This window comes from Salinibaculum rarum (genome assembly GCF_030505615.1).
In the GTDB taxonomy this organism is placed as follows: domain Archaea; phylum Halobacteriota; class Halobacteria; order Halobacteriales; family Haloarculaceae; genus Salinibaculum; species Salinibaculum rarum.
On the sequence record NZ_CP129992.1, the window covers coordinates 2,467,806 to 2,487,310 of the forward strand.

The 19,505-nt window shown below is 55.1% G+C and carries 15 protein-coding genes and 2 pseudogenes; 6 read left to right on the forward strand and 11 right to left on the reverse strand.

The annotated features are described in order from the left end of the window. Positions 1–128: 128 nt before the first annotated feature. Both QYL91_RS12845 and QYL91_RS12850 read right to left on the reverse strand, forming a co-directional pair. A pseudogene (locus tag QYL91_RS12845) lies at positions 129–965 on the reverse strand (IS5 family transposase). Positions 966–1,190: 225 nt separating this feature from the next. Further along, positions 1,191–2,255, reverse strand: a complete 1,065-nt coding sequence (locus tag QYL91_RS12850) for a glycosyltransferase family 4 protein (protein WP_302080893.1) — start codon at positions 2,253–2,255, stop codon at positions 1,191–1,193. Positions 2,256–2,453: 198 nt separating this feature from the next. Here QYL91_RS12850 and QYL91_RS12855 point away from each other — a divergent pair, with 198 nt between their 5' ends. Next, positions 2,454–3,896: a sulfatase family protein gene (locus tag QYL91_RS12855; RefSeq protein WP_302080894.1), complete on the forward strand. Its 1,443-nt coding sequence runs from the start codon at positions 2,454–2,456 to the stop codon at positions 3,894–3,896. A gap of 102 nt (positions 3,897–3,998) precedes the next feature. Here QYL91_RS12855 and QYL91_RS12860 read toward each other — a convergent pair whose 3' ends face one another. From QYL91_RS12860 to QYL91_RS12875, 4 genes are all read right to left on the reverse strand, one after another. Further along, entirely contained in the window at positions 3,999–5,108 is a 1,110-nt protein-coding gene (locus QYL91_RS12860; protein ID WP_302080895.1) for a glycosyltransferase family 4 protein, read from the reverse strand. 259 nt (positions 5,109–5,367) lie between these two features. Then, positions 5,368–5,577: a transposase gene (locus tag QYL91_RS12865; RefSeq protein WP_302080896.1), complete on the reverse strand. Its 210-nt coding sequence runs from the start codon at positions 5,575–5,577 to the stop codon at positions 5,368–5,370. 26 nt (positions 5,578–5,603) lie between these two features. After that, entirely contained in the window at positions 5,604–6,710 is a 1,107-nt protein-coding gene (locus QYL91_RS12870; RefSeq protein WP_302080897.1) for an IS630 family transposase, read from the reverse strand. A 23-nt stretch (positions 6,711–6,733) separates the two neighbouring features. Beyond that, positions 6,734–7,180 carry a helix-turn-helix domain-containing protein gene (locus QYL91_RS12875; protein WP_302080898.1) on the reverse strand — a complete coding sequence of 149 codons (447 nt, stop codon included), beginning with the start codon at positions 7,178–7,180 and terminating at the stop codon, positions 6,734–6,736. Between the two features lie 146 nt (positions 7,181–7,326). On the opposite strand from QYL91_RS12875, the gene QYL91_RS12880 reads away from it, so the two are divergent. Further along, positions 7,327–8,226 (forward strand): alkaline phosphatase family protein, encoded by a 900-nt coding sequence (locus QYL91_RS12880; RefSeq protein WP_302080899.1) that lies wholly within the window; start codon positions 7,327–7,329, stop codon positions 8,224–8,226. 24 nt (positions 8,227–8,250) lie between these two features. Here QYL91_RS12880 and QYL91_RS12885 read toward each other — a convergent pair whose 3' ends face one another. Continuing rightward, the gene (locus tag QYL91_RS12885) at positions 8,251–9,678 is read right to left on the reverse strand and encodes an oligosaccharide flippase family protein (RefSeq protein ID WP_302080900.1); all 1,428 of its coding nucleotides are present in this window, start codon (positions 9,676–9,678) and stop codon (positions 8,251–8,253) included. 369 nt (positions 9,679–10,047) lie between these two features. Here QYL91_RS12885 and QYL91_RS12890 point away from each other — a divergent pair. The 4 genes and pseudogenes from QYL91_RS12890 to QYL91_RS12905 form a co-directional block, all read left to right on the forward strand. Then, positions 10,048–10,983 (forward strand): annotated as a pseudogene (locus QYL91_RS12890) (IS4 family transposase); the annotation flags it as partial. A gap of 701 nt (positions 10,984–11,684) precedes the next feature. Continuing rightward, the gene (locus QYL91_RS12895) at positions 11,685–12,788 is read left to right on the forward strand and encodes a glycosyltransferase (RefSeq protein ID WP_302080901.1); all 1,104 of its coding nucleotides are present in this window, start codon (positions 11,685–11,687) and stop codon (positions 12,786–12,788) included. A gap of 36 nt (positions 12,789–12,824) precedes the next feature. Further along, on the forward strand, positions 12,825–14,675 hold the full coding sequence (asnB, locus tag QYL91_RS12900; protein ID WP_302080902.1) for an asparagine synthase (glutamine-hydrolyzing): 1,851 nt from the start codon (positions 12,825–12,827) through the stop codon (positions 14,673–14,675). Positions 14,676–14,738: 63 nt separating this feature from the next. Next, positions 14,739–15,962 carry an IS4 family transposase gene (locus tag QYL91_RS12905; protein ID WP_302080903.1) on the forward strand — a complete coding sequence of 408 codons (1,224 nt, stop codon included), beginning with the start codon at positions 14,739–14,741 and terminating at the stop codon, positions 15,960–15,962. 66 nt (positions 15,963–16,028) lie between these two features. Here QYL91_RS12905 and QYL91_RS12910 read toward each other — a convergent pair whose 3' ends face one another. The 4 genes from QYL91_RS12910 to QYL91_RS12925 all read right to left on the reverse strand — a co-directional run bounded on the left by QYL91_RS12910 (position 16,029) and on the right by QYL91_RS12925 (position 19,418). After that, complete coding sequence (locus tag QYL91_RS12910; RefSeq protein WP_302080904.1) at positions 16,029–16,871, reverse strand: TrmB family transcriptional regulator; 843 nt, start codon at positions 16,869–16,871, stop codon at positions 16,029–16,031. 70 nt (positions 16,872–16,941) lie between these two features. Then, on the reverse strand, positions 16,942–17,346 hold the full coding sequence (locus QYL91_RS12915) for a cupin domain-containing protein (RefSeq protein ID WP_302080905.1): 405 nt from the start codon (positions 17,344–17,346) through the stop codon (positions 16,942–16,944). 64 nt (positions 17,347–17,410) lie between these two features. Further along, a complete protein-coding gene (locus QYL91_RS12920) occupies positions 17,411–18,106 on the reverse strand; it encodes a 6-hydroxymethylpterin diphosphokinase MptE-like protein (protein WP_302080906.1) in 696 nt (231 codons plus the stop codon). A gap of 187 nt (positions 18,107–18,293) precedes the next feature. Continuing rightward, complete coding sequence (locus tag QYL91_RS12925; RefSeq protein ID WP_302080907.1) at positions 18,294–19,418, reverse strand: dihydropteroate synthase; 1,125 nt, start codon at positions 19,416–19,418, stop codon at positions 18,294–18,296. Between the last annotated feature and the right edge of the window lie 87 nt (positions 19,419–19,505).

Sequence of the window (19,505 nt, forward strand, 5' to 3'; positions counted from 1 at the left end):
AGTTCCTATCGATCCTCCAGAATCGCTGATCAGCCAGCAGAGCCGTGCTAACTATTCTGCACGCCCGCCCCGTAGTAGCAGCTGAGACTGGCCGTCTAATCATACAGAAAGTGACTGTTTTGTGGCGTTCAGGCAGCACTCTCTCGACTCATTTGGGAAGTAACGATGTTGGTAATGGCGAACATCAGAACGATTTCACGGAACTGCCGATACCACTTCAGCGCTCGCACGGCTCGCCGAGCGAGCGCTTTGTTGTCGAGTAGGATGTTTCCGCCATCCAGCGCTGAGTGTATCCTTTTGCCCGGATGAGTGCGTTGTTCGCGGTTGCATTCAGTGATGAACCGCGGTAGTGAACGAGGTAGTCGAGATTTAGCGCAGCAATCTCGTATTCGGTGTGCCAGTCTTGGAACCCGTTATCGGCGGCGACAGTGTGCAGATCGTCCGCGTTCCGGCGGACGATCTGCGGACCAGTCTTCGTATCATGCCTCCATTGGGCGTGACACTGCACATCGAGAACAGCAAGTGACTCTGTATCAGTCAGTGTCGTCACTTTGAGCGTTTCTACCGACCGATCAGACCGGGTACGGTAGTACGCTGAGGCGTGGCCTCGGTCGAAGAACGTGCTGTCGAGGGCGACGTGACCGGACAGCGTGTGTTGCTGCGCTGAAACGCGCAGTAACGCCCGCCAGACCCACATTTTGAACCGATCGAACGACTTGTTGAGTGTGGTGAAGTCAGGTATGTCTCCTTCCTCCAGATCGAGTACCTCCAGTAGTGCGGTCATGTAACTCCAGCCGGTTTTCCGTTTCACGGAAGCTATGCCCCTCCTCACGGCGGAAACAGTGAATGACGACGTGCTTCCAGCGGGCGAACCCGCCGCTGGCGGGCTCGCCCGCGTGCCTCCCTAAAGCTTGTTTAGCCAGGTGCCGACACTCTTCCACGAAGTCGAGGATATCGACTTCCATAAGTAAGAATCGATTTCCTCGGCTTCACCCTTCTAACCCGTGATATCGGCCGATAAAATCGCTATTCAACAGAGCAGGTTCTAAAGGATTCGGAGTCTCGACCAGTAAATGAAAAGTCGATGGAAAAACCACGGGTCGAATTGGAGTATTTCTAGATAGTAGTCAGACAATACAGAAAAGCCCTACACTCACTTGGTGAAGTTAGCAGCTGAATACAGTCCTGAGCTACTCTCTTCTTATCCCTCGATATACCGCATCGAGATCGGAAATTATCGTATTCCAGCTGTGATTCTCGACCACCCATTTGCGAGCCGACACTCCCATCCTTTCTCGACGGGTATCAGCCTCACATAACAACTCAAGCCGATCACGTAGTCCTTCCTCGTTGCCAGGTTCAACAATAAACCCAGTTTCGCCGTCAACGACAGCGTCTGCAACGCCACCAGTACCGGTGACGACCACAGGCAATCCAATAGCCATCGCTTCGAGCACGGCGTTCGGTAGCCCCTCTCCGCGAACGGACGGAAGAACGAACGCCTTTCCTCGATGGAGGTACTCCTCGACGGCCTCGGGATTGACTTCTCCCACAAACTCTATCTCGACGTCTAGTCGAGATGCTAGCCTCTCCAACCGCTCGCGTTCTGGACCGTCTCCCACGATTAGCAGTTTCTCATCAAGGTCTTCGAGGGCTTGGATGAGTACGTGAACTCCTTTTTGATCCTTGAGGCGACCTACAAACACGATTTCGTCGCCATCGGCCGTTTGTTCCGGAATATCGACGCCGTTTCCGAGCACGTCCAGATTAGAATCGGAGAATTCGTCACGGACATCGCTGGCGACGCGTTCTGTCTGAACAAGCACCAGCGTATCTGCGAGTACCTTTGAGATCGCCCAGCGTTTACCGGGTGTATCCTTCATGAAATAATAATCTCCACCACGAATCCAGGCGAAATATGGGAGGCCCTGAAAGCGATTGACTAACCACCCGACGAACCCGTTTGGATAGACCATCATGCACTGGAGCACATCAAACTCATCGGCGTCGCGCACTAACATGAACGTCGCCGCGAGAACGAACGTGAACGTGCTGAGGAAAGGTGACCGCCGCCAGTTAGGAACCCCAACGAGGTCGAACGGCACGTCCGGGGGATCGCTCGGATAACGCTTGGTATAGACTGTCACTTCGTGGGCAGTCTGCTCTTGCAGTTCACGCGCCATTCGGAGCGTCTGGGTTTCCGTACCACCGATTACATCCGGCGGGAATTCTTTGACAAGGATTGCAACATTCATACGACTAGTTCGTACTACTAGAGCAGAATCAGTTCTCAGGTAAGCGTTGTGGGTTCCGGAGCGAGCGACAAACAAGTAGGACGCATCGGTTTTGGGCCGAATTGAGGTAAACTCGTTCTCGCAAAAGTTCGCGTTTCATGGCCGCGGCAGTGTCATGAGACGGGCCTTTTAAGACTCGTGGTCGTTGAGGTTCTAGTAATGAGTCGGCCGAACATCGTCCTACTCGTGTTGGATGCAGTCCGCTCGGATCACGTCTCTGCCTACGGACACGATCGACCGACCACACCAAACATCGATAAGCTCGCCGAGGAAGGGACGCGTTACCGAAACGCCTTCGCGAACTCCAACTGGACAGGGACATCTCACGGAACGATCTTCACCGGCCGACTACCCTCCAACTCAGGCATCCACGGCGATCACCAAGAGTTGCCAGACGGGGAGAAGACACTTCCTGAAGCAGTAAAAGAGGAAGGTTACCGTACATTTGCGATGAGTGCAGGTGCGCACATACGGAAGGAGCGCGGCTACGATCGTGGTGTGGACGCGTTCAAGGAAACCTACCGAATAGACCCGAGCCGCAAATTCGCCGCACGGCTATTCACCGATCCACCACTACGTCGCCAGACTGCGTTCACGGCGACACGAGGGCCGGACGACAAAACACTCTACAAATTCGAGACTTTGAAGCGGTGGATAGCGGCGAACGAGGAACCATTCTTCGCGTTCATCAACGCTAAGACGGCCCATCATCCGTACAATCCGCCGCGTCCCAGCAAATCACGATTCTGCCCAGACCTCGAAAGACCAAGGTTCCAACTGACCGAGGAACTGTTCGGCGACGAATTCGGCGAGCGCCAGACCTTGCCGGGCACAGACTTTGAGCGCCTGCAGCGCCTTTCGTATCAATACCCTATTATTTCTGACGAGCTCAATCCAACCGACGAGGAGTGGGAGATTATCCAATCTTGGTATGACGGTGCGATCCATTACCTCGACCGTCGAGTCGGCGAGTTCGTCGACTGGCTGCGGAACCGAGGCCAGCTTGAGGAGACGTACGTGATCGTTACTGCGGATCATGGAGAGTACTTCGGTGAACACGGGCTTGAAAAGCACTACTACGGGCTATACGAACCGGTATTGCGTGTCCCACTTATTGTTAGGGGGCCAGAAAGTGACGACGGACAGGATATCCGATCGATGGTCTCGTTGGCCGACCTCTATCCGACAATCGTAGAGCTTGCGAGCGGCGAAGCTCCGAAGCCCCCCCACTCCCGGTCGCTCGCACCGTTCGAGGACGCTCCCGACCACGACCACGTATTCGCGGAACTCGGCGCAGTCAACCCCTCTGGAATCCTGCGACACCACCCCGAGTTTGACGACAGCGGATACGGGATTCCGACTCAAGTTGTCCGTGATGATCGGTACAAACTCCACGCACGTACCGACGACAGTATCGAACTATACGACTGGAAATCCGACCCGGACGAAACGAAAGACCTCTCAGAAACCTATCCTAATGTCGTAGAGCGGCTTCGAAGTGCCATTAATGAAGAGCTAGGGACGCTCTCCGAAGCGGCACTCTCGGAAGATATCAAGGATGATCGGCTCCGCGAACACCTTCAGGATCTCGGGTACATATGAATCGAGCAGGATAGAACGTTCATCGGGGAGAAACCACCCATTATGTGGTGATTCGGTTTTAGAGATAGTTATACGACTACTGACCGAGGTGCGATACAGAGCTTACTCAATAACACGATGTAGAACGCGTTCGAACTCTTCTACGCGGTCCCTCGCATCGTATTGCCGGGCAGCATTATATGCTTGCTGACTCAACTCGTCACGATGTTCCAGCGCCTGTTCAATAGCGGTTCTCCACTCCTCCATGTCCATCGGGTTCGAGACTACGCGTCCAGCATCGTTTATGTGCTCAGGGATGGCACCGCGGTCACTCCCGACAGCGGGGATTCCATTCGCGAACCCCTCAATAACCACACGAGGTCCGCCGCCCTCTTCAACCAGGGATGGAACGAGTATAAGGCTCGCGTTCTCGTACACTCTTTGCATGTTATCCACCCAGCCAAGGTGGTCCACATGGTTGAGGCCCGCTATTCGCTGTTGGTCCTCCTTGCTCGCAAACTCGCCTGCAATCTGGAACTCGTAATTTGGGAAGTGCTCGGCGATACGGGCAGTCAAACGAGACCCTTTTAGCGTTGTTCGAGGATTTACGACCGTGAGGTACTTTGGATCGACCGATGAGGCCCGAACGTCGTCGAGCGGAACGGGCGTTCTCACAATTGTCGAGTCACAGTCGAAGGTGTTGTGGAGAACGTCTTGGAGGAACTCACTGATAACGACGGTCTCCGACGCCGCGGCTAGGGCTTGACGATGCCACTGGAACAAGCGCTGGACGAACGGGTACTGGATCTTAACCGAGAACGGTGCTCCCAGAAACGATGGTGTCTTTCGCTCGTCGAGATTCCATGGGTCGAACCGCGTGAATCCAAGTCCGGGAACGACGCCTACGGCAGGGACTCCGAGGTCATCTGCGGCAAGAAGCGTTGGAGCCATACATCGCCTGTCAGTCACTATAATGTCGGGGTCCACATCCGAGATATACGACCGGACCTTCGGTACCCAATCCCGGTAGAACAGCCACTGGCCAAACCAGTACGGCGTGTACAATTCACGAGTCGAGACACGGTCTATCGGAAACGCATCAATAACTTCGCCCTCCTCGTACTGGAGTCCACGGACGTCGTGTCCGCGGCGAGCGAGTTCTGCACCCACCAGCGGCATGAATCCCACGTTCTCGTGTGCCCCAAAGTGAGAAGTGACCAGTAGAATCTGCATATTTAAACGCGGTTGTGGTCCCTGTTAATCCTTTCTGAATGGGTAATCGAAAGGAGAGTTTCAGACGGGACATTAACGAGACATAGAAAATGAAAGCGAGAAATAGAGATTACAGCGTTGCTTAGCACAAATTGTTCAACGATATCCGATTAACTGCTTTCTAACAAGATGGACTACCTAGCGCAATATTGTAGGGTGGGGGATTTCATTATCGCTCTACATCCCGAACGAGCGTCTGGAGACACACCACTCATAGTGTTTAGGTCGAATCCTTACCGGTAAGATATGGCCAAACGCTGGGTTCGCTGATTGCGTTCACACCTCGGGAGATGTAGTCCTTCAGCGATGAGATATCAGGGACAAGTCGATACTTGAACCACTCTTGCAGCTGGTCCCAACATCCTTCGACGGCGTTCAGTTCGGGAAGTTTCGACGGGAAGTACCACACTTCGAGATCATCCCCTCGCACGCACGAGACCGAACTGTCTATAGTGACTAGACTAACTTATTGAGATAGTTGTCAAGATGATTCTCGATCCACGAGGAGGCGAAGCTAAGTTGGTTGGTCAAATTTCCGAACAGTTCTGTGATTCGTCTTCGATACTCATCTCCACCTTCGACAATGAATGGCGAAGATTCCCACTTGAGACTCTTCCAAACTGGCTCGATCGGATTGAGATCGGGCGATCCCACTGGAAGAAATATCAAATCTATCCCGAGTTCGTGTGCTCGCTTGCGCGTGTACTTACACACGTGTGACGAGAAATTATCCAACACGAGCAGAATCCGCTTGCCAGGATTCTGCTCGCGGACCTTCTCGAAACACCCGCAAATCTTCTCTTTCTCCTGATTCGGTGGAAACGACAGGACACTCTCACCGTTGAGGGCGTAGAATCCAGCTGCTGGTGTGTCGATCTTCACCAACTTCCGCTCAATGTGTGGCTCATCAACCGTATACATCCGCTGAGAATTGTCCCACGGTTGTGGGTGAGAGATATCGAAGAATCCGACAACAGCGCCTCCGTCTGTTCGGATATCCTCGTCGCGGTCCCAGTCTTCGTCGTCAGTATCATCTTCGCGTTTGTTGTGAGGTTGCTCAAGAGCCTCCTCGTCGAACGCGTACCTGACGCGTTCGTCGAGGATTTCTTCGGCGTTCTCTGGTCGCTCAGGGCGTTTTGTTCGAGGAATGGCGTAGTGGAGGCCGAGTTTATCCAGAAACGTTGGGAGGTAATGTGGGTGATATTCGACATCGAACTCCTCGTTGAGAAGATGCTGAATCTCTTGTTTCTTCCAGGGCTGTCCCTCACGGAGGCGTGCAATGAGTTGTTCTTGTTCTGCTTCGTCGAGCTTCGGGGGCCTGCCGCCCCCGAAGTTCGGCGTCAGTTTTCCGAGTCCACCTTCGTTCCACCGTGTCACCCAGTTACTTGCCGTTCCTTGTGAGATCCCTATATCTTCGGCAGCAGTTGCCAGCGTTGCACCATTGTAGAGCCGTTTGAGAAAGGTGAGGCGTTTGTATTCCTTTATGTCGTCTGCCTCAGCCTGTAATCGGTCAAGTTCTCCCTCACTCAGATGTTTGACGACATTTCTCTCACGGCCAACCATACACCGTCCAACTCACGCCAGCTTCACAAAAGCTTCCCTGAGGTACTAAAGGACAGCCCGGCCTCTTTCAACAAGTCATACGTGTAGGTTTCGTGGTATTCGACGCCGTATTCCTCTTTGGCGTGATGAAGCAACAGTTTCGCTGACCAAGCTTGTTGGTCGTATCCGAGTTCGGTCGGTGGCTGTTGCAACTGCCCGAACAATCGCTCACGATCTTCGCCCTCGATTTTTGCTGGACCTCCTGGTCGAGGAGCGTCGTAAGGTGCCTGCTCGATCGGTTCTTTCTCGAACCGATCGAGCCAGTTGCGAATCGTTTTTTCGACAACACCGTGGCGGTCAGCCAGTGTATCCAGTTGATCGCCCTTCTTGCGCCCGATCGCCGCGAGAACACGTTCTCGCGGCTTTCCTTCGTCGATCTGGTCCTTGAAATCGTAGAGTTCTTCGAGCGTGATATCGTCAAGCCGACCCATTACCAACACCAGCGTCTCTATCGGTAAAACAGTTCCCTAGACACTATCAAGCAATTTTATACGGAGGATGACGGAAAATCTAAAGGTCGCACGTTCCGTTCATTGCTCCGATGGCTTCAAATGCGCACGAGAATACACGTTGAATAATGAGAGTCAATCGACTATTCGTGATTGGGATTGACGGGGTTGACGTGTCTATCGCAGAAGATCAGGACATGTTGCTCTCAGATCACGTTCGGTGGGACCTTAATGATTACCCGAAAAACCATACTTACCGTATCTGGCCGAGTATGTATACGGGCGCGCTCCCACACCGCAATCCAGATCTCCCGGATCCGCTAGCGACAAAATCTAACGATGCAGCGGCAAATTGGCGGTCTGGGCCGCTAAGAGCGGTAAGTCGAGCGGCGAACTCGGTTGTTCCTCAGGCCCTTCGATCATGGGTGGGGAATCTCTTGTTAGAACGTGGTCTAGCGAAGGTTAACCCTGAGGCCGATGACTGGCCCGACACAGTCTTCGACGATCACTTGAGTCAAGCGATCAACATTCCTGTCTATAATCCACTCCCAGTTCAGGAGGACCTCAAGAGCGGTTGGATTGACCGTGTACGTTCGGGTAATGCCGGGCTAGATGCACTTGCAGAACTCGCTGATGAGGAAATGAAAGTCGTGAACAATACCTTGAATGAGGCGCTCAGCCGTGGCTACGATCTTACATGGGGATATATTTACTCACCCGACATCTTCGGCCATCTTGATTACGACCATAGCTACCCCCGGCGAGCGAAGCTGGTCTGGGACGAGGTCGTCGAGCCACTACGCGCTAAGTTGGGAGAAGACGACGAACTTGTGGTCATCTCTGATCATGGTATGAGAGATGTTGACGGCGTGGGTGAGCATCGGCCGCCAGGTTGGTTCGCTACTACGGTTGATGATGGTAATTTGCCGCAAAAGCCCGTTGCGGTCCGTGACTGGATTGACAATCTACTTGGCGACCGTACCCAGCGCCGGGAGGAGACGCTACGCAATCTTGGATACATCGAGTAGCAGTCCAGAAGCACTGGCCGTCGTTCAAGCGAGTGCTGCTGTGAGGAGAGCATAAACTTTCCTCCGGATTCTTCCAGAGAGCGCGAACAGCACCGTGAAGTAAGTCGCCGCCCCAAGTCCGACAACGGGAAGCAACAGCAACACGGAACGGATATCAACGAACTGCCTCGTCCCAAGAACCACCAACGACATAACCGTCGCTGCGAGCGCTTGCTCCCCGAGCTCATCAATCGGTACGGCTATGTCTACCTCAGAAGTGACAGCCCTCCACGAAAGCCCGAGCGTAATTCCAACCGATATCACAGTAGCTATAACTGCACCGACAACGCCAAACATGGGGATAAGTGCCACGTTAAGGAGTACATTCAGAATTATGAATATAAGGTTAATCCGGAACGTAACATCCGGTAAATCGAGTCCATTAAGTGCGGCAAGTAGCTGTTCCTGATAACCCCGTAGTACCACGGCCGAAGCAAGGCCGACGAGAATCCACTTTCCAGTCGTAAACTCTGGACCGTAGATGCTGAGTACGGGGCGACCAATAACGAGTGCCCCTATCAAGCCGCCGATCGGGATGATGCTGGTATAGATTAGTGACTCATAGACGATCTGTTCAACACGTGCACGGTTCTCCGCGGCGTTCACGTTCGAAACTTCAGGAAAGAGGTTGTTCTGGAGTGCACGGCCGACGATACCGAAGAACATCGCGAGCGTCCAGGCCACCCGATAGACTCCAACTTGGGACTGTACGACGAAGAAACCTAACACAGTTATATCAACCCAAGAATATGCATGGCTCCGTATTGAGGAGAGTACAGAGTATTTTGCATAATCATAGAGACTAACTATGTGGTCAAGACCGGGACGAGCGAGGCCTGCATCAAGAAAACGAAAGAGGTAACAAATACCAATAATGGCCGCAAACGCGTAGCTGGCCACGACACCGGCAAACATACCGAATATTTCAGCCCCGAAAGCTACAAGGGTAACCTGGACCACAACCCGGACCAATCGCTCCAGAGCGTCAAGAATATCAGCAACATCTGCACGCTGGTACCCACGGATTGACTGCTGTAAAGCGCCGTTGATGGCATAGCTGACGAAGAAAATCGCAGCGATAAGGAATGCATACTCGCCGCCCACGTATGAGTTTATTGAGTTACGAAACGTCACCACAAGCAGAACCACAACCAGTCCAATCACCCACTGTATCGCCATCGCGGCCGTGAGATACTGTGTGCTGTCCTGCCCCTCACTAATCCGCTTAACTGCAGATGGAGTGAGACCTAGGTCCGCTAATTGTAGCCATTTAACGACGCTCATACCCAGCGCGAAAACTCCTAATGCAGCAGCACCGAGCGTACGTGCAAAGTAGAGTGTTCCGAGAAAGCCAACGACTGATATGACGACGTAGGAGAATGTCGAAGTGAGGATTTTATGAGTGAGTTTCATATAATCCGAAACTTAATATTAAAGTTCCCCGGAAAGAATGCATAGCCGTTCCCAGTCGAAGCGTCCCTTTCGCCTTCGAGTACCGACCGTATTTTTCCGACGTACCATGTTTGACTTAGAGAGTATCCGCGCCTCTCACAGAGGTTGAGACGGAGAATAATAGTCGGATCGTTTCTACGTCAGCTGCCCAGCGCGTGACTTGTCCCGACCCTATGAGTCCTTTAATTCTGAGCAACTCTGGTATATGCTGTCGCGTTTCCAGTATTTAAAACCGGCGTGAAGCTGTCGCGTTTCCAGTATTTAAAACCGGCGTGAAGCTGTCGCGTTTCCAGTATTTAAAACCGGCGCGAAGCCGGTAGTGACGACCTGATGACTCGGTGTTCAGGCAAATCAGTCAGGTCGTCATTGGGTGAAACGCACGCTGAAAACTTCAATCTTGACCAGTCCACAGCCAGCGCAGTGTACTCGCTGCTCGACGAAGTCGACAGCGAGTCCATCGCCGACGAGTTCGACATCGGCAAGCACAGCAAGAAACACGACTTCGACAACCACCTCAAAGTCGCCGTGCGTGAAGGGATCGATCCCTCAGACTCGCTTGCCACACTCGAAGAAACCTCCTATACAGCCGCTGAAATGGAGAAGATGGCTGCCTCTACGTTCTCACGGTACACGAACGACCGCGACTACCGCGCGGTCGTTCGTACCATGTTCGAGCTACTCCATACCCCACAGTTGGCCCATCAACGAGCCGTCGAACGAAAACGACTCCAGCGACTCACGCGAGGCGTTGTTGCGACCGATGCGACAAATCTCGAACTCACACGGTCGGTCGTCGTCTCGGACGACTTCGTCGGAGACGACGAGCAGTCCTACGAGATCGACACTGGCGACGGTGGCATCAAACTCCATCTTGCCGCGCGTGTCGACGGAGAACACAAGCATCCGCTCGGTGCGACCGTGACAGAAGGTGAGACCCACGAAAACCCGCAGTTTGAGCATCTCTACGGCGATGTCGAGGTCTTTCCAGACCTCGACTCGCCGATCTGGGTCTTTGACCGTGGCTACACACGCTACGAGCGCTTTTGCGGCTTCACAGCCATCAACGATGACTTCATCACACTGCTAGAATCGGACGCTCGGTACGATGTCTGTGAACAGATCCAGACCGCTGAGGTAACCGACGGTGATGAAACACGGCAGGTACGGGACGACCGTATCGAACTCGCCGACACAGGAGAACAGTTCCGGCGAGTAGTGCTTGAAACGCCGGACGGAGAGCAACTCGAGTACCTGACGACGCTCGCTCTCAGGCGGCTCGCATTCGTGACTGGATTCTGATTAATCAAGGGAGATTACCGCCCTATCCAGCAGCATATATCAGATTAAGAGTAACATCTGAGTCCGACTCATCACTGCTGGGTCAAATTCAGGTCCAACTGCGTCGTCCAGTGAATTAATTTTGAACGTGCAACAGGGTATCCCGGCTAAAGTCGTTCACTGGACTTGATCGCGTCCGCGCACGCAAGGAGAACAACGTTGAAACTCACGTTGTTCTCTCAGCGGTCGCACTGGTTGCAGCGTCACTGACCGCAAAACGCCACGGCAAGCCAGGACTGATACGATCGCCAAGTCGACTCATCTGAGCGACACTGATATCTGCGCAGATGTCGCCGCCTGAGAGGCATCGCTCTCAGGCGGCTCGCGTTTGTGATTGAATCCTGACTAATCGGGGCAGATTACCAGTTGATTAAGCTGCATATATCAGATTGGAGTGGTATCTCGGTCCGGTTCATCACTACCGAGCCAGATTCAGGCTTGACTGTGCCGTCCGGCGAATTAATTTTGAACGTGCAACAGGGTATGTGAGTAAATAATGAGCTTCGTCAGAATTTCGAAGTCGCTTCTTTAATTACTACTCAGGCGAATATATAGCACATGTATCGAATGCGAGCGGTGACTAAGAATGCAAATCATTCAGACCTTCGGAGGGCCAATTCACTCTGATAATGCGCGTCCTCTACGTGTACTGGAGTGAGTTTCGCGAAGACCAAGCCCACGCAAATCAGATTGTTCATACATGTAACGCCCTTAATGATCGGGGACATGGGGTAACAGTAATAGCTGCGGGCGACATCAAATCGTATGCCGAGATTCACGATCTCCCGCTTAGGTTCAAGCACTATCGTGTTCCACAACTTCAAGTCGCCGGGAAAACGGGACGGGCATTTTACTATCTCGTTAACCTTCTCTCCGCTCAATTATTTGATGTTATATTCACGAGAGACATTTCCTTTCTCAGAGTGATTCGAGCTTTCCCCTTCCCTCTCTCTACTCCTGTAGTCTACGAGGCTCACAAGGTGTACAGCTATATCGACCAGGTTTCGGAGGGAGACGAATTGAGCCGATGCCAAGTGGCAGATAAGATCGTTACTATCTCTCAAGGTATTGCTGATGACCTCTCGGAATTAGGGGTTGAGGTGGCGGGAATCGTTCCTGATGCTGCCGACGTGAGCCAGTTGCCGACCGCCTCGGAGACGGAGATTCGTACTTCGCTTGGCATTCCCTCGGATGAAAAGCTGGTGGTCTATACAGGGAGTTTGTCGACATGGAAAAATGATCTTGGACTCACAATTGATGCATTCGCGTCAGTCGTAGCTGAACGGCCAGAGGTCCGTCTCTCAATTGTTGGAGGAGGAAGCGAACTTGAAGAGCTCCGGAAGCGAGCACGCGAGACAGCCCCAAGTGAAGCGATTAAGTTTCCCGGCCACGTCTCGCAGTCGACAGTTTTCGATTATCTCGCCGTTGCGGATGTCGGGGTCGTTCCCCTACGACCCGTCGATAGAATCGCAACACGCTACACCTCGCCACTAAAGCTGTACGAGTATCTTGTGTCCGACATCAACGTTGTCGCTGCGGAAGTACCGTCGATTACATCTGCCACAGCTGATATTGACGGCGTCTTCACCTACGAACCTGGCAACCTAAACGAGTTCGTCCGTGCCCTGCAACGAGCACTCGATGCCCCTCGTCCGAAGCGCAGTCCGGACGACTTTTCCTATGCGCGGCGGGCTAAACAGTTAGAATCAATCTTCTCTACGGCATTATCGTAGTCTTGATACGGACACGGATGTCACAATACTACAACGATGTGTGGAATCGCGGGGGCGTTCGGGTTCGGCGATCACGAGGTTGGTGACGACGATCAACTGGGCGCAATGTTAGATTGCATTACGCATCGTGGCCCGGACAGCGAAGGCCGATTTGTCCCTACTAACGATCCGGTGATAATGGGCGCACGCCGCCTTTCTATCATGGATGTCGAGGGTGGTGACCAACCGATCACAAACGAGGATGGCTCTGTAACAGTCGTCTATAATGGTGAGATATACAATCATGCCGAACTAAGAGAGGAACTCACTAACCAAGGACACGAGTTTCGGACCGAAGCTGATACCGAAGTCTTGGTACACCTCTGGGAAGAGCACGGGCACTCGATGCCCGAATACCTCGATGGGATGTTTGCGTTTTCCATTTGGGACAGCGATCAGGAGGCGCTGTTCCTCGCGAGGGACCGACTCGGAATCAAGCCGTTGTACGTCACTGAGACTGATGGACCGTTCTTTTGGGCGAGTGAGGTGAAGTCACTGTTGGAGGCAGGTATCGACCCCGTCCTCGATGACAGCGCGGTCCGCAACTATTTCACCCTTCGATACTGGCCATGGCCCCAGTCACCCTTCGATGGGGTGCGAAAAGTACCGCCAGGAACCAGCTTACTCATCACCGAAAACGAGACAGAAGAGCACCGATATTGGGATCTATCGTCGAACCCACGGACGGGATCCATCAATCGCCATGCGACTGACTTGCGAGAGATGTTGAGCGCATCCGTTGAGCGTAGGCTTATGTCAGATGTCCCGCTCGGTGCCTTCCTTTCTGGAGGTCTAGATTCCTCCTCCATCGTAGCCCTGATCTCAGAGATGCGCGACGAGCCACTAGATACGTTCTCTATTGGGTTTGAGGATGATGCGTTCGATGAGAGTGACCACGCTCGACATGTGGCTGAATACTTCGGCACTAATCATCATGAGATTACGGTTGATCTTGACTCAATGGATCTCTTCGGCGAAGTTGTTGAGCGTTTCGGCGAGCCACTCGCGGATCCAGCAGCCCTGCCGACTCTGGCACTCTCCAAATATGCTAGCGAAGATGTCAAAGTAGTATTAAGTGGAGAAGGCGCGGACGAACTACTCGGTGGATACTGGTACTTCGACCAAATCCCAAAACACCAGCAGATGTTTGACCGCGTACCCGATGCTGCATTTAAGCTCGCCGGACAAATCGAACCGTACGCACCAGTTAGAAATCAGACCCTTCGGTACATTTCGGCACTCAGGAACACGGAAACGGCCATCGAGGGCGTCGCACAGCGGTTTCAGATTCCATCCGACAGGTATCTTAAGTCGTCAAAGATTAGTGAGGAGGGTGGAATCGAAACTCTTGTACGCTCTACAGAGTCGTACGCCGACACCGACGACTTCTACAAGCGAATGCTCGCGTTCGACATCAAGTACTGGCTGCCCGACGACCTCCTGTATAAGGTTGACCAGTCCTCAATGGCAGCATCACTTGAGGCTAGGGTGCCATTCCTAGACCACGAACTAGTCGAGTTCGGATTCAATCTCCCGGTTGAGTACAAGCAAGACGGCTACAAGCGTGTTCTAAAGCGAGCTATGAAGGATTTGCTCCCAAAACGAGTGCTCCAGCGAAATAAGCACGGTCTAGGTGTTCCTGTCGGTGACTGGTTCAGGAGCGACCACAAAGCCATCACGAGTTGGATGACAGAGCAGCACCTCGAAGCGACGCCCTATGTCGAACCAGACTCCGTGTTTCGCATTTGGGATGCGCACAGAAGCGGAGCAGACTACGGATTGACCCTCTGGAAAATTCTAACGTTCGTTGCTTGGTACCATACCATCGTCCTCCCGTATCGAAAGTGAACCCGCTTGAACCTGTCGCGTTTCCAGTATTAAAACCGGCGTGAAGCCGGTAATGGCGACCTGATGGCTGCGAATCCCAACTCTCAGCAAAGGCCGCCAACAGGAAAAACGGACGCAGCGTACTTCAATTCTGATCAATCAACTGCGACCGCAGTGTACTCGCTGCTCGACGCAGTCGGCAGCGAGTCCATCGCCGACGAGTTCGATATCGGCAAACACAGCAAGAAACACGACTTCGACAACCACCTCAAAGTCGCCGTGCGTGAAGGGATCGATCCCTCAGACTCGCTTGCCGAACTCGAAGAAACCACCGATACAGCCGCTGAAATGGAGAAGATGGCTGCCTCTACGTTCTCACGGTACACGAACGACCGCGACTACCGCGCGGTCGTTCGTACCATGTTCGAGCTACTCCATACCCCACAGTTGGCCCATCAACGAGCCGTCGAACGAAAACGACTCCAGCGACTCACGCGAGGCGTTGTTGCGACCGATGCGACAAATCTCGAACTCACACGGTCGGTCGTCGTCTCGGACGACTTCGTCGGAGACGACGAGCAGTCCTACGAGATCGACACTGGCGACGGTGGCATCAAACTCCACCTTGCCGCGCGTGTCGACGGAGAACACAAGCATCCACTCGGTGCGACCGTGACAGAAGGTGAGACCCACGAGAATCCGCAGTTTGAGCATCTCTATGGCGATGTCGAGGTCTTTCCAGACCTCGACTCGCCAATCTGGGTCTTCGACCGTGGCTACACACGCTACGAGCGCTTTTGCGGCTTCACAGCCATCAACGATGACTTCATCACACTGCTAGAATCGGACGCTCGGTACGATGTCTGTGAACAGATCCAGACCGCTGAGGTAACCGACGGTGATGAAACACGGCAGGTACGCGACGACCGTATCGAACTCGCCGACACAGGAGAACAGTTCCGGCGAGTAGTGCTTGAAACGCCGGACGGAGAGCAACTCGAGTACCTGACGACGCTGGCGTCGTCAGAGTACGACCCTATCGACGTAATCAGCATCTACACGCTGCGAACTGTGATCGAGATCCTGTTTCGGGAGCTGAAGCAGTATTTGAACGGTGAAAACTTCCACTCGACAACGCTCAACGGCGTGCTGTTCGAGTTGTTTTCTGCGTTGATTGGACCGTTGTTGATCCAGTGGCTGCGGCAACGCCACCCGATGCGGGGTGGCGTGCCGCAAGCGATTCGAGAAGTACGGAAGCGCTGGAACGACACGCTCGGATTTATTTGGACATTCCTATTGGCTGTCTAAGCTTCTGTATCGGTTCACCAAGTGTCCAGGATGAGCTAAAGCAGACCTCCAAGGATCCAACCAGAACTACCCAAGTTCCCCAACACTCTCGTACTCCCAGATCAAATCGAAATACCGCTTCAACCCAGCCACAAAAGACCCGTTCTCCGTAATCGCAGCCTGGCGCATGTGATTCGGAACGTCGGGCTCTTCAACCAACAAAATCGCCTCCCCGGAGTCGTAATCGAGACTGGGGTCGATGAGCGTCCCGCGCCAGGGGAGCCGACCCGTCGAAAATCGGAGTCCCAGCTCCGGGTAGCTCTCCTGGATGTACTCGACGACTTCCGCCTGCCGAGGGCGTTTCTCGTCGGCCAGCAGGTCGGGGTGGAGAAAGAGCGCGTCGACAGCGACGCGGTCGAGCGCATCGGCGACAGCCGATTCGACAGCCTCGAAGTACGCGAAACTGTTCGTGATGACGTACACCTGTTCGCTGGCGTCGTTGTAGAGCCGGCGCGTCTCGCGCTCGCTGGGGTCGCCCACGTCGACGACGTAGAACAGTTCCTCGGCGGGTCGAATCTCCTCGCTTGCCTGCTCGTAGCGGGGCTGGAACTCGTCGAGAAACGCCTCGCGCATCTCGTCGAGCTGGTGGGCGAACTGCTCGAACTCCTGGCGTCGGTTCTCGACGGCCCGGTCCAGGATAGCGGCGGGTGGTTTGGACTGGTACTCCTTCGGCCGGCCGGGAACCACCTTGATGAATCCTCGGTCCGCGAGTGCGTCGAGGACGCCGTAGATGCGCGCCTTCGGTATCCCGGTCGCCTCGGCGAGGTTCGGGGCGGTGGTCCGGCCGAGCGTCAGCAACTCCGCGAGCGCCTGCTGTTCGTACTCCGTCAGTCCCAACTGTTCGAGCAGCGCCGTCGGCTCGGCGGCCATTGGGCGTCGGTTCGGCAGCCGCGCTCTTTAACCCTGCCGTTTGACCGTCTGATAGATAGTCCCAAATCGGTCAGTCGGACTCGCTACCCTCGGGCATGTCGTCCGTCTCCGGGTCGAACGGACGGCCGATGTCGTATCGAGGTGCACCTACGCCGAACACACGAACCGGCTGGTCAGCATCGGATGGGTTGTACGGGCGGTGTGGACTCTTCGGTTCGGCGACGAAGACGTGCCCGGCAGAGACAGTCTGTTCGCCGTCTGGCGTCTCGACGGTCAACGTCCCGTCGAGAACGTAGAACAGTTCCTCGCGCTGGTCGTGGTAGTGATACGTCTGCGGGAGTTGTTCGCCGGGCGCGATGTCGTAGACGGCGGCCGAAAGCGCCGAGAGGTCGACGGCTTCGGTCAGCGAGCGGCGGTCACATGGATGGTCTTCGGTCGGAGAAATCGACTCCGGGTCGACGACGTGATAGCCCATACGCCACCTTGCAAACCCAGTGCAAACAGCCCTCCGCTTACGCTGGGGCAGGATTCGAGTCGATTCACGCCGGCAGCACGGTATCGTCGATAGTGTCGCGGCGGCCATCGAGCACGGCAAAGCGCTCGTCCCGTCGGCGTTCGAGCCACAGGAGGAGTCGCTCCGCCCACACCAGTTTCTTCTGTTTCATCGGGTCGACAGCGGGGTCGTCGAAGTCCCAGCCGACAAACCGTAGTTCCTCGGCACCACAGTGGTCTGCGAGAAACGCCGCGCGGTCGCCGTCGGTGAACCCACCCACGTTGTACACTGCATCGGTCGGCGCTGCCTGGGTCGTCGGGACGATGGCACTATCCTCGAAGGTCGGGACGTGTGTCTCGAGCGCCGGGATATTGTCGCCGTGGGCGTGGACCGCGACGGGAGTTCCCGCCTCGGTGAGATGTGTGACCGTCTCGGGATTCTTGTCGAGGTCGGTGACCATGCAATCGATGGCGACGCCACATGCTTCGAGACGGTCCGCGGCCGTCGAGGCGGCGACGACGCTGTCCGCGGTCGCCGCTCGGTCTGCCTGCGCTTCGAGATTCGGCCCGGCACCGGCAATCGCCACGCTATCGACTGTGAAATCCAGATTGTCGGGAGCGACCGTCTCGGCGGGGTCAAGTAGTGTCGCAAGTCTATCACGGGCACGCTCGTCGGCGGCCCGTTCGAAGCCGAAATCAGACAGGATTGCGGTGTAGACCGGTTCCCATGTCGAGTAGTCCATCGCTACCACCTGACACCGTCCGTAGACACCGACAAACCAGCAGCGTCAGGGGACCATCGTGTTGCCACTGCTTCAGAGTAGGGTCTATATAAACCGGGTTGAGCCGAAATGGCACACTGAACTTCCCCTGCCCAGGTGCCCTTCCGGCCTTCACGCGGTGCTTTATTCGCATCCGGCATAAGTTTTCTTACCTGCACCCCTCCCGTACCCCGTCGAGCGCGTCGGCGAGTGCCGGGGGGCCCCGGATACGGTCGGTGAGTTCCAGCAGCGTCGAGACTGGACCGCCGAGCAACACTTTCTGGCCGGTGTCTGCCACGACAGCATCGGTCTCGCGGGTACCAGCGACGAGTGATTCCCGGGCCGAGGCGGGGATGTCGAGCGCGAAGAGTCGCGAGACGGTCGCGTCTGCCGCTGACGGGTCACCGTCGGAATCAGTGAGGTGGCGGGTCGCCTCCCTGACGGTGGTCACGTCGAGTTCTTCGACCGTGTCCGCACGGACCCTATCGCGGGAGAACTCGTCGCCGATGATGGCTGCATCGCGTGTCTCGGCAACGTCGTGTGTGCGGACGACGTGGGCGCCGCGTTCGACGGCCATCGAGGTGGCCGCAAGCGAGACGGGTAATGCCTCCTCTGTCGTCCGGTCGGCGAGGTCACGGAGGAAGTTCTTCCGGTTGATGGAGACGAGTATCGGCTGACCGATAGCGCGAAACTCCCGGAGCCTATGGAACGTTTCACGGTCGTCGTCGAGGGTCTTGTCCTCGCTCCATCCGCCGAAGGCGGGGTCGACGATGGTCTTGTCCGTGAGGCCGTTCTGGAAAAGGGCATCGTAGATGTCGTCAACTGCCTCGACGGCGCCCGGGCGTTCAAGGTCTGGAGGGCTCGCCATCTTGCCGACGGCGACGTCGTACTCCGCACAGATGTCGGGCATCTTCGGGTCGGCAAAGCCACAGATGTCGTTGACCATGTCGAACCCGCCGTCGAGTGCCGCCTCGGCGACTTCGTGATAGCGCGTCTCGATGGAATAGACGGCATCGCCGGAGACGGAGTCGATGGTTTCCAGTGCCGTCTCGAGTCGGTCGAGTTCCTGCTCGGCCGAGAGAACCTCGAATTTCTTGTTGGCGGATTCGAGTCCGACGTCGACGATGTCGGCACCTTCGCCGATGAGTTCGGTATCGACGTACTCGGCGGCCTCGCCAGAGTCGTCGTAGACGGAGGGGTCGTAGGGGGATTCCCGGCTGACGTTGAGAACGCCCATGATTCGGGGCGGGTGGTCGTCACCGATCGGGAGCCCGGCGGCGTCGACAGTTCGCATAGCCACACGTTGGACCCAATCCTGTTAAGCCGGTCGGTTGGGGCAGTCCGCGTGAGAGCAGACCCGGTGACGGTCCCGACGGTTCAG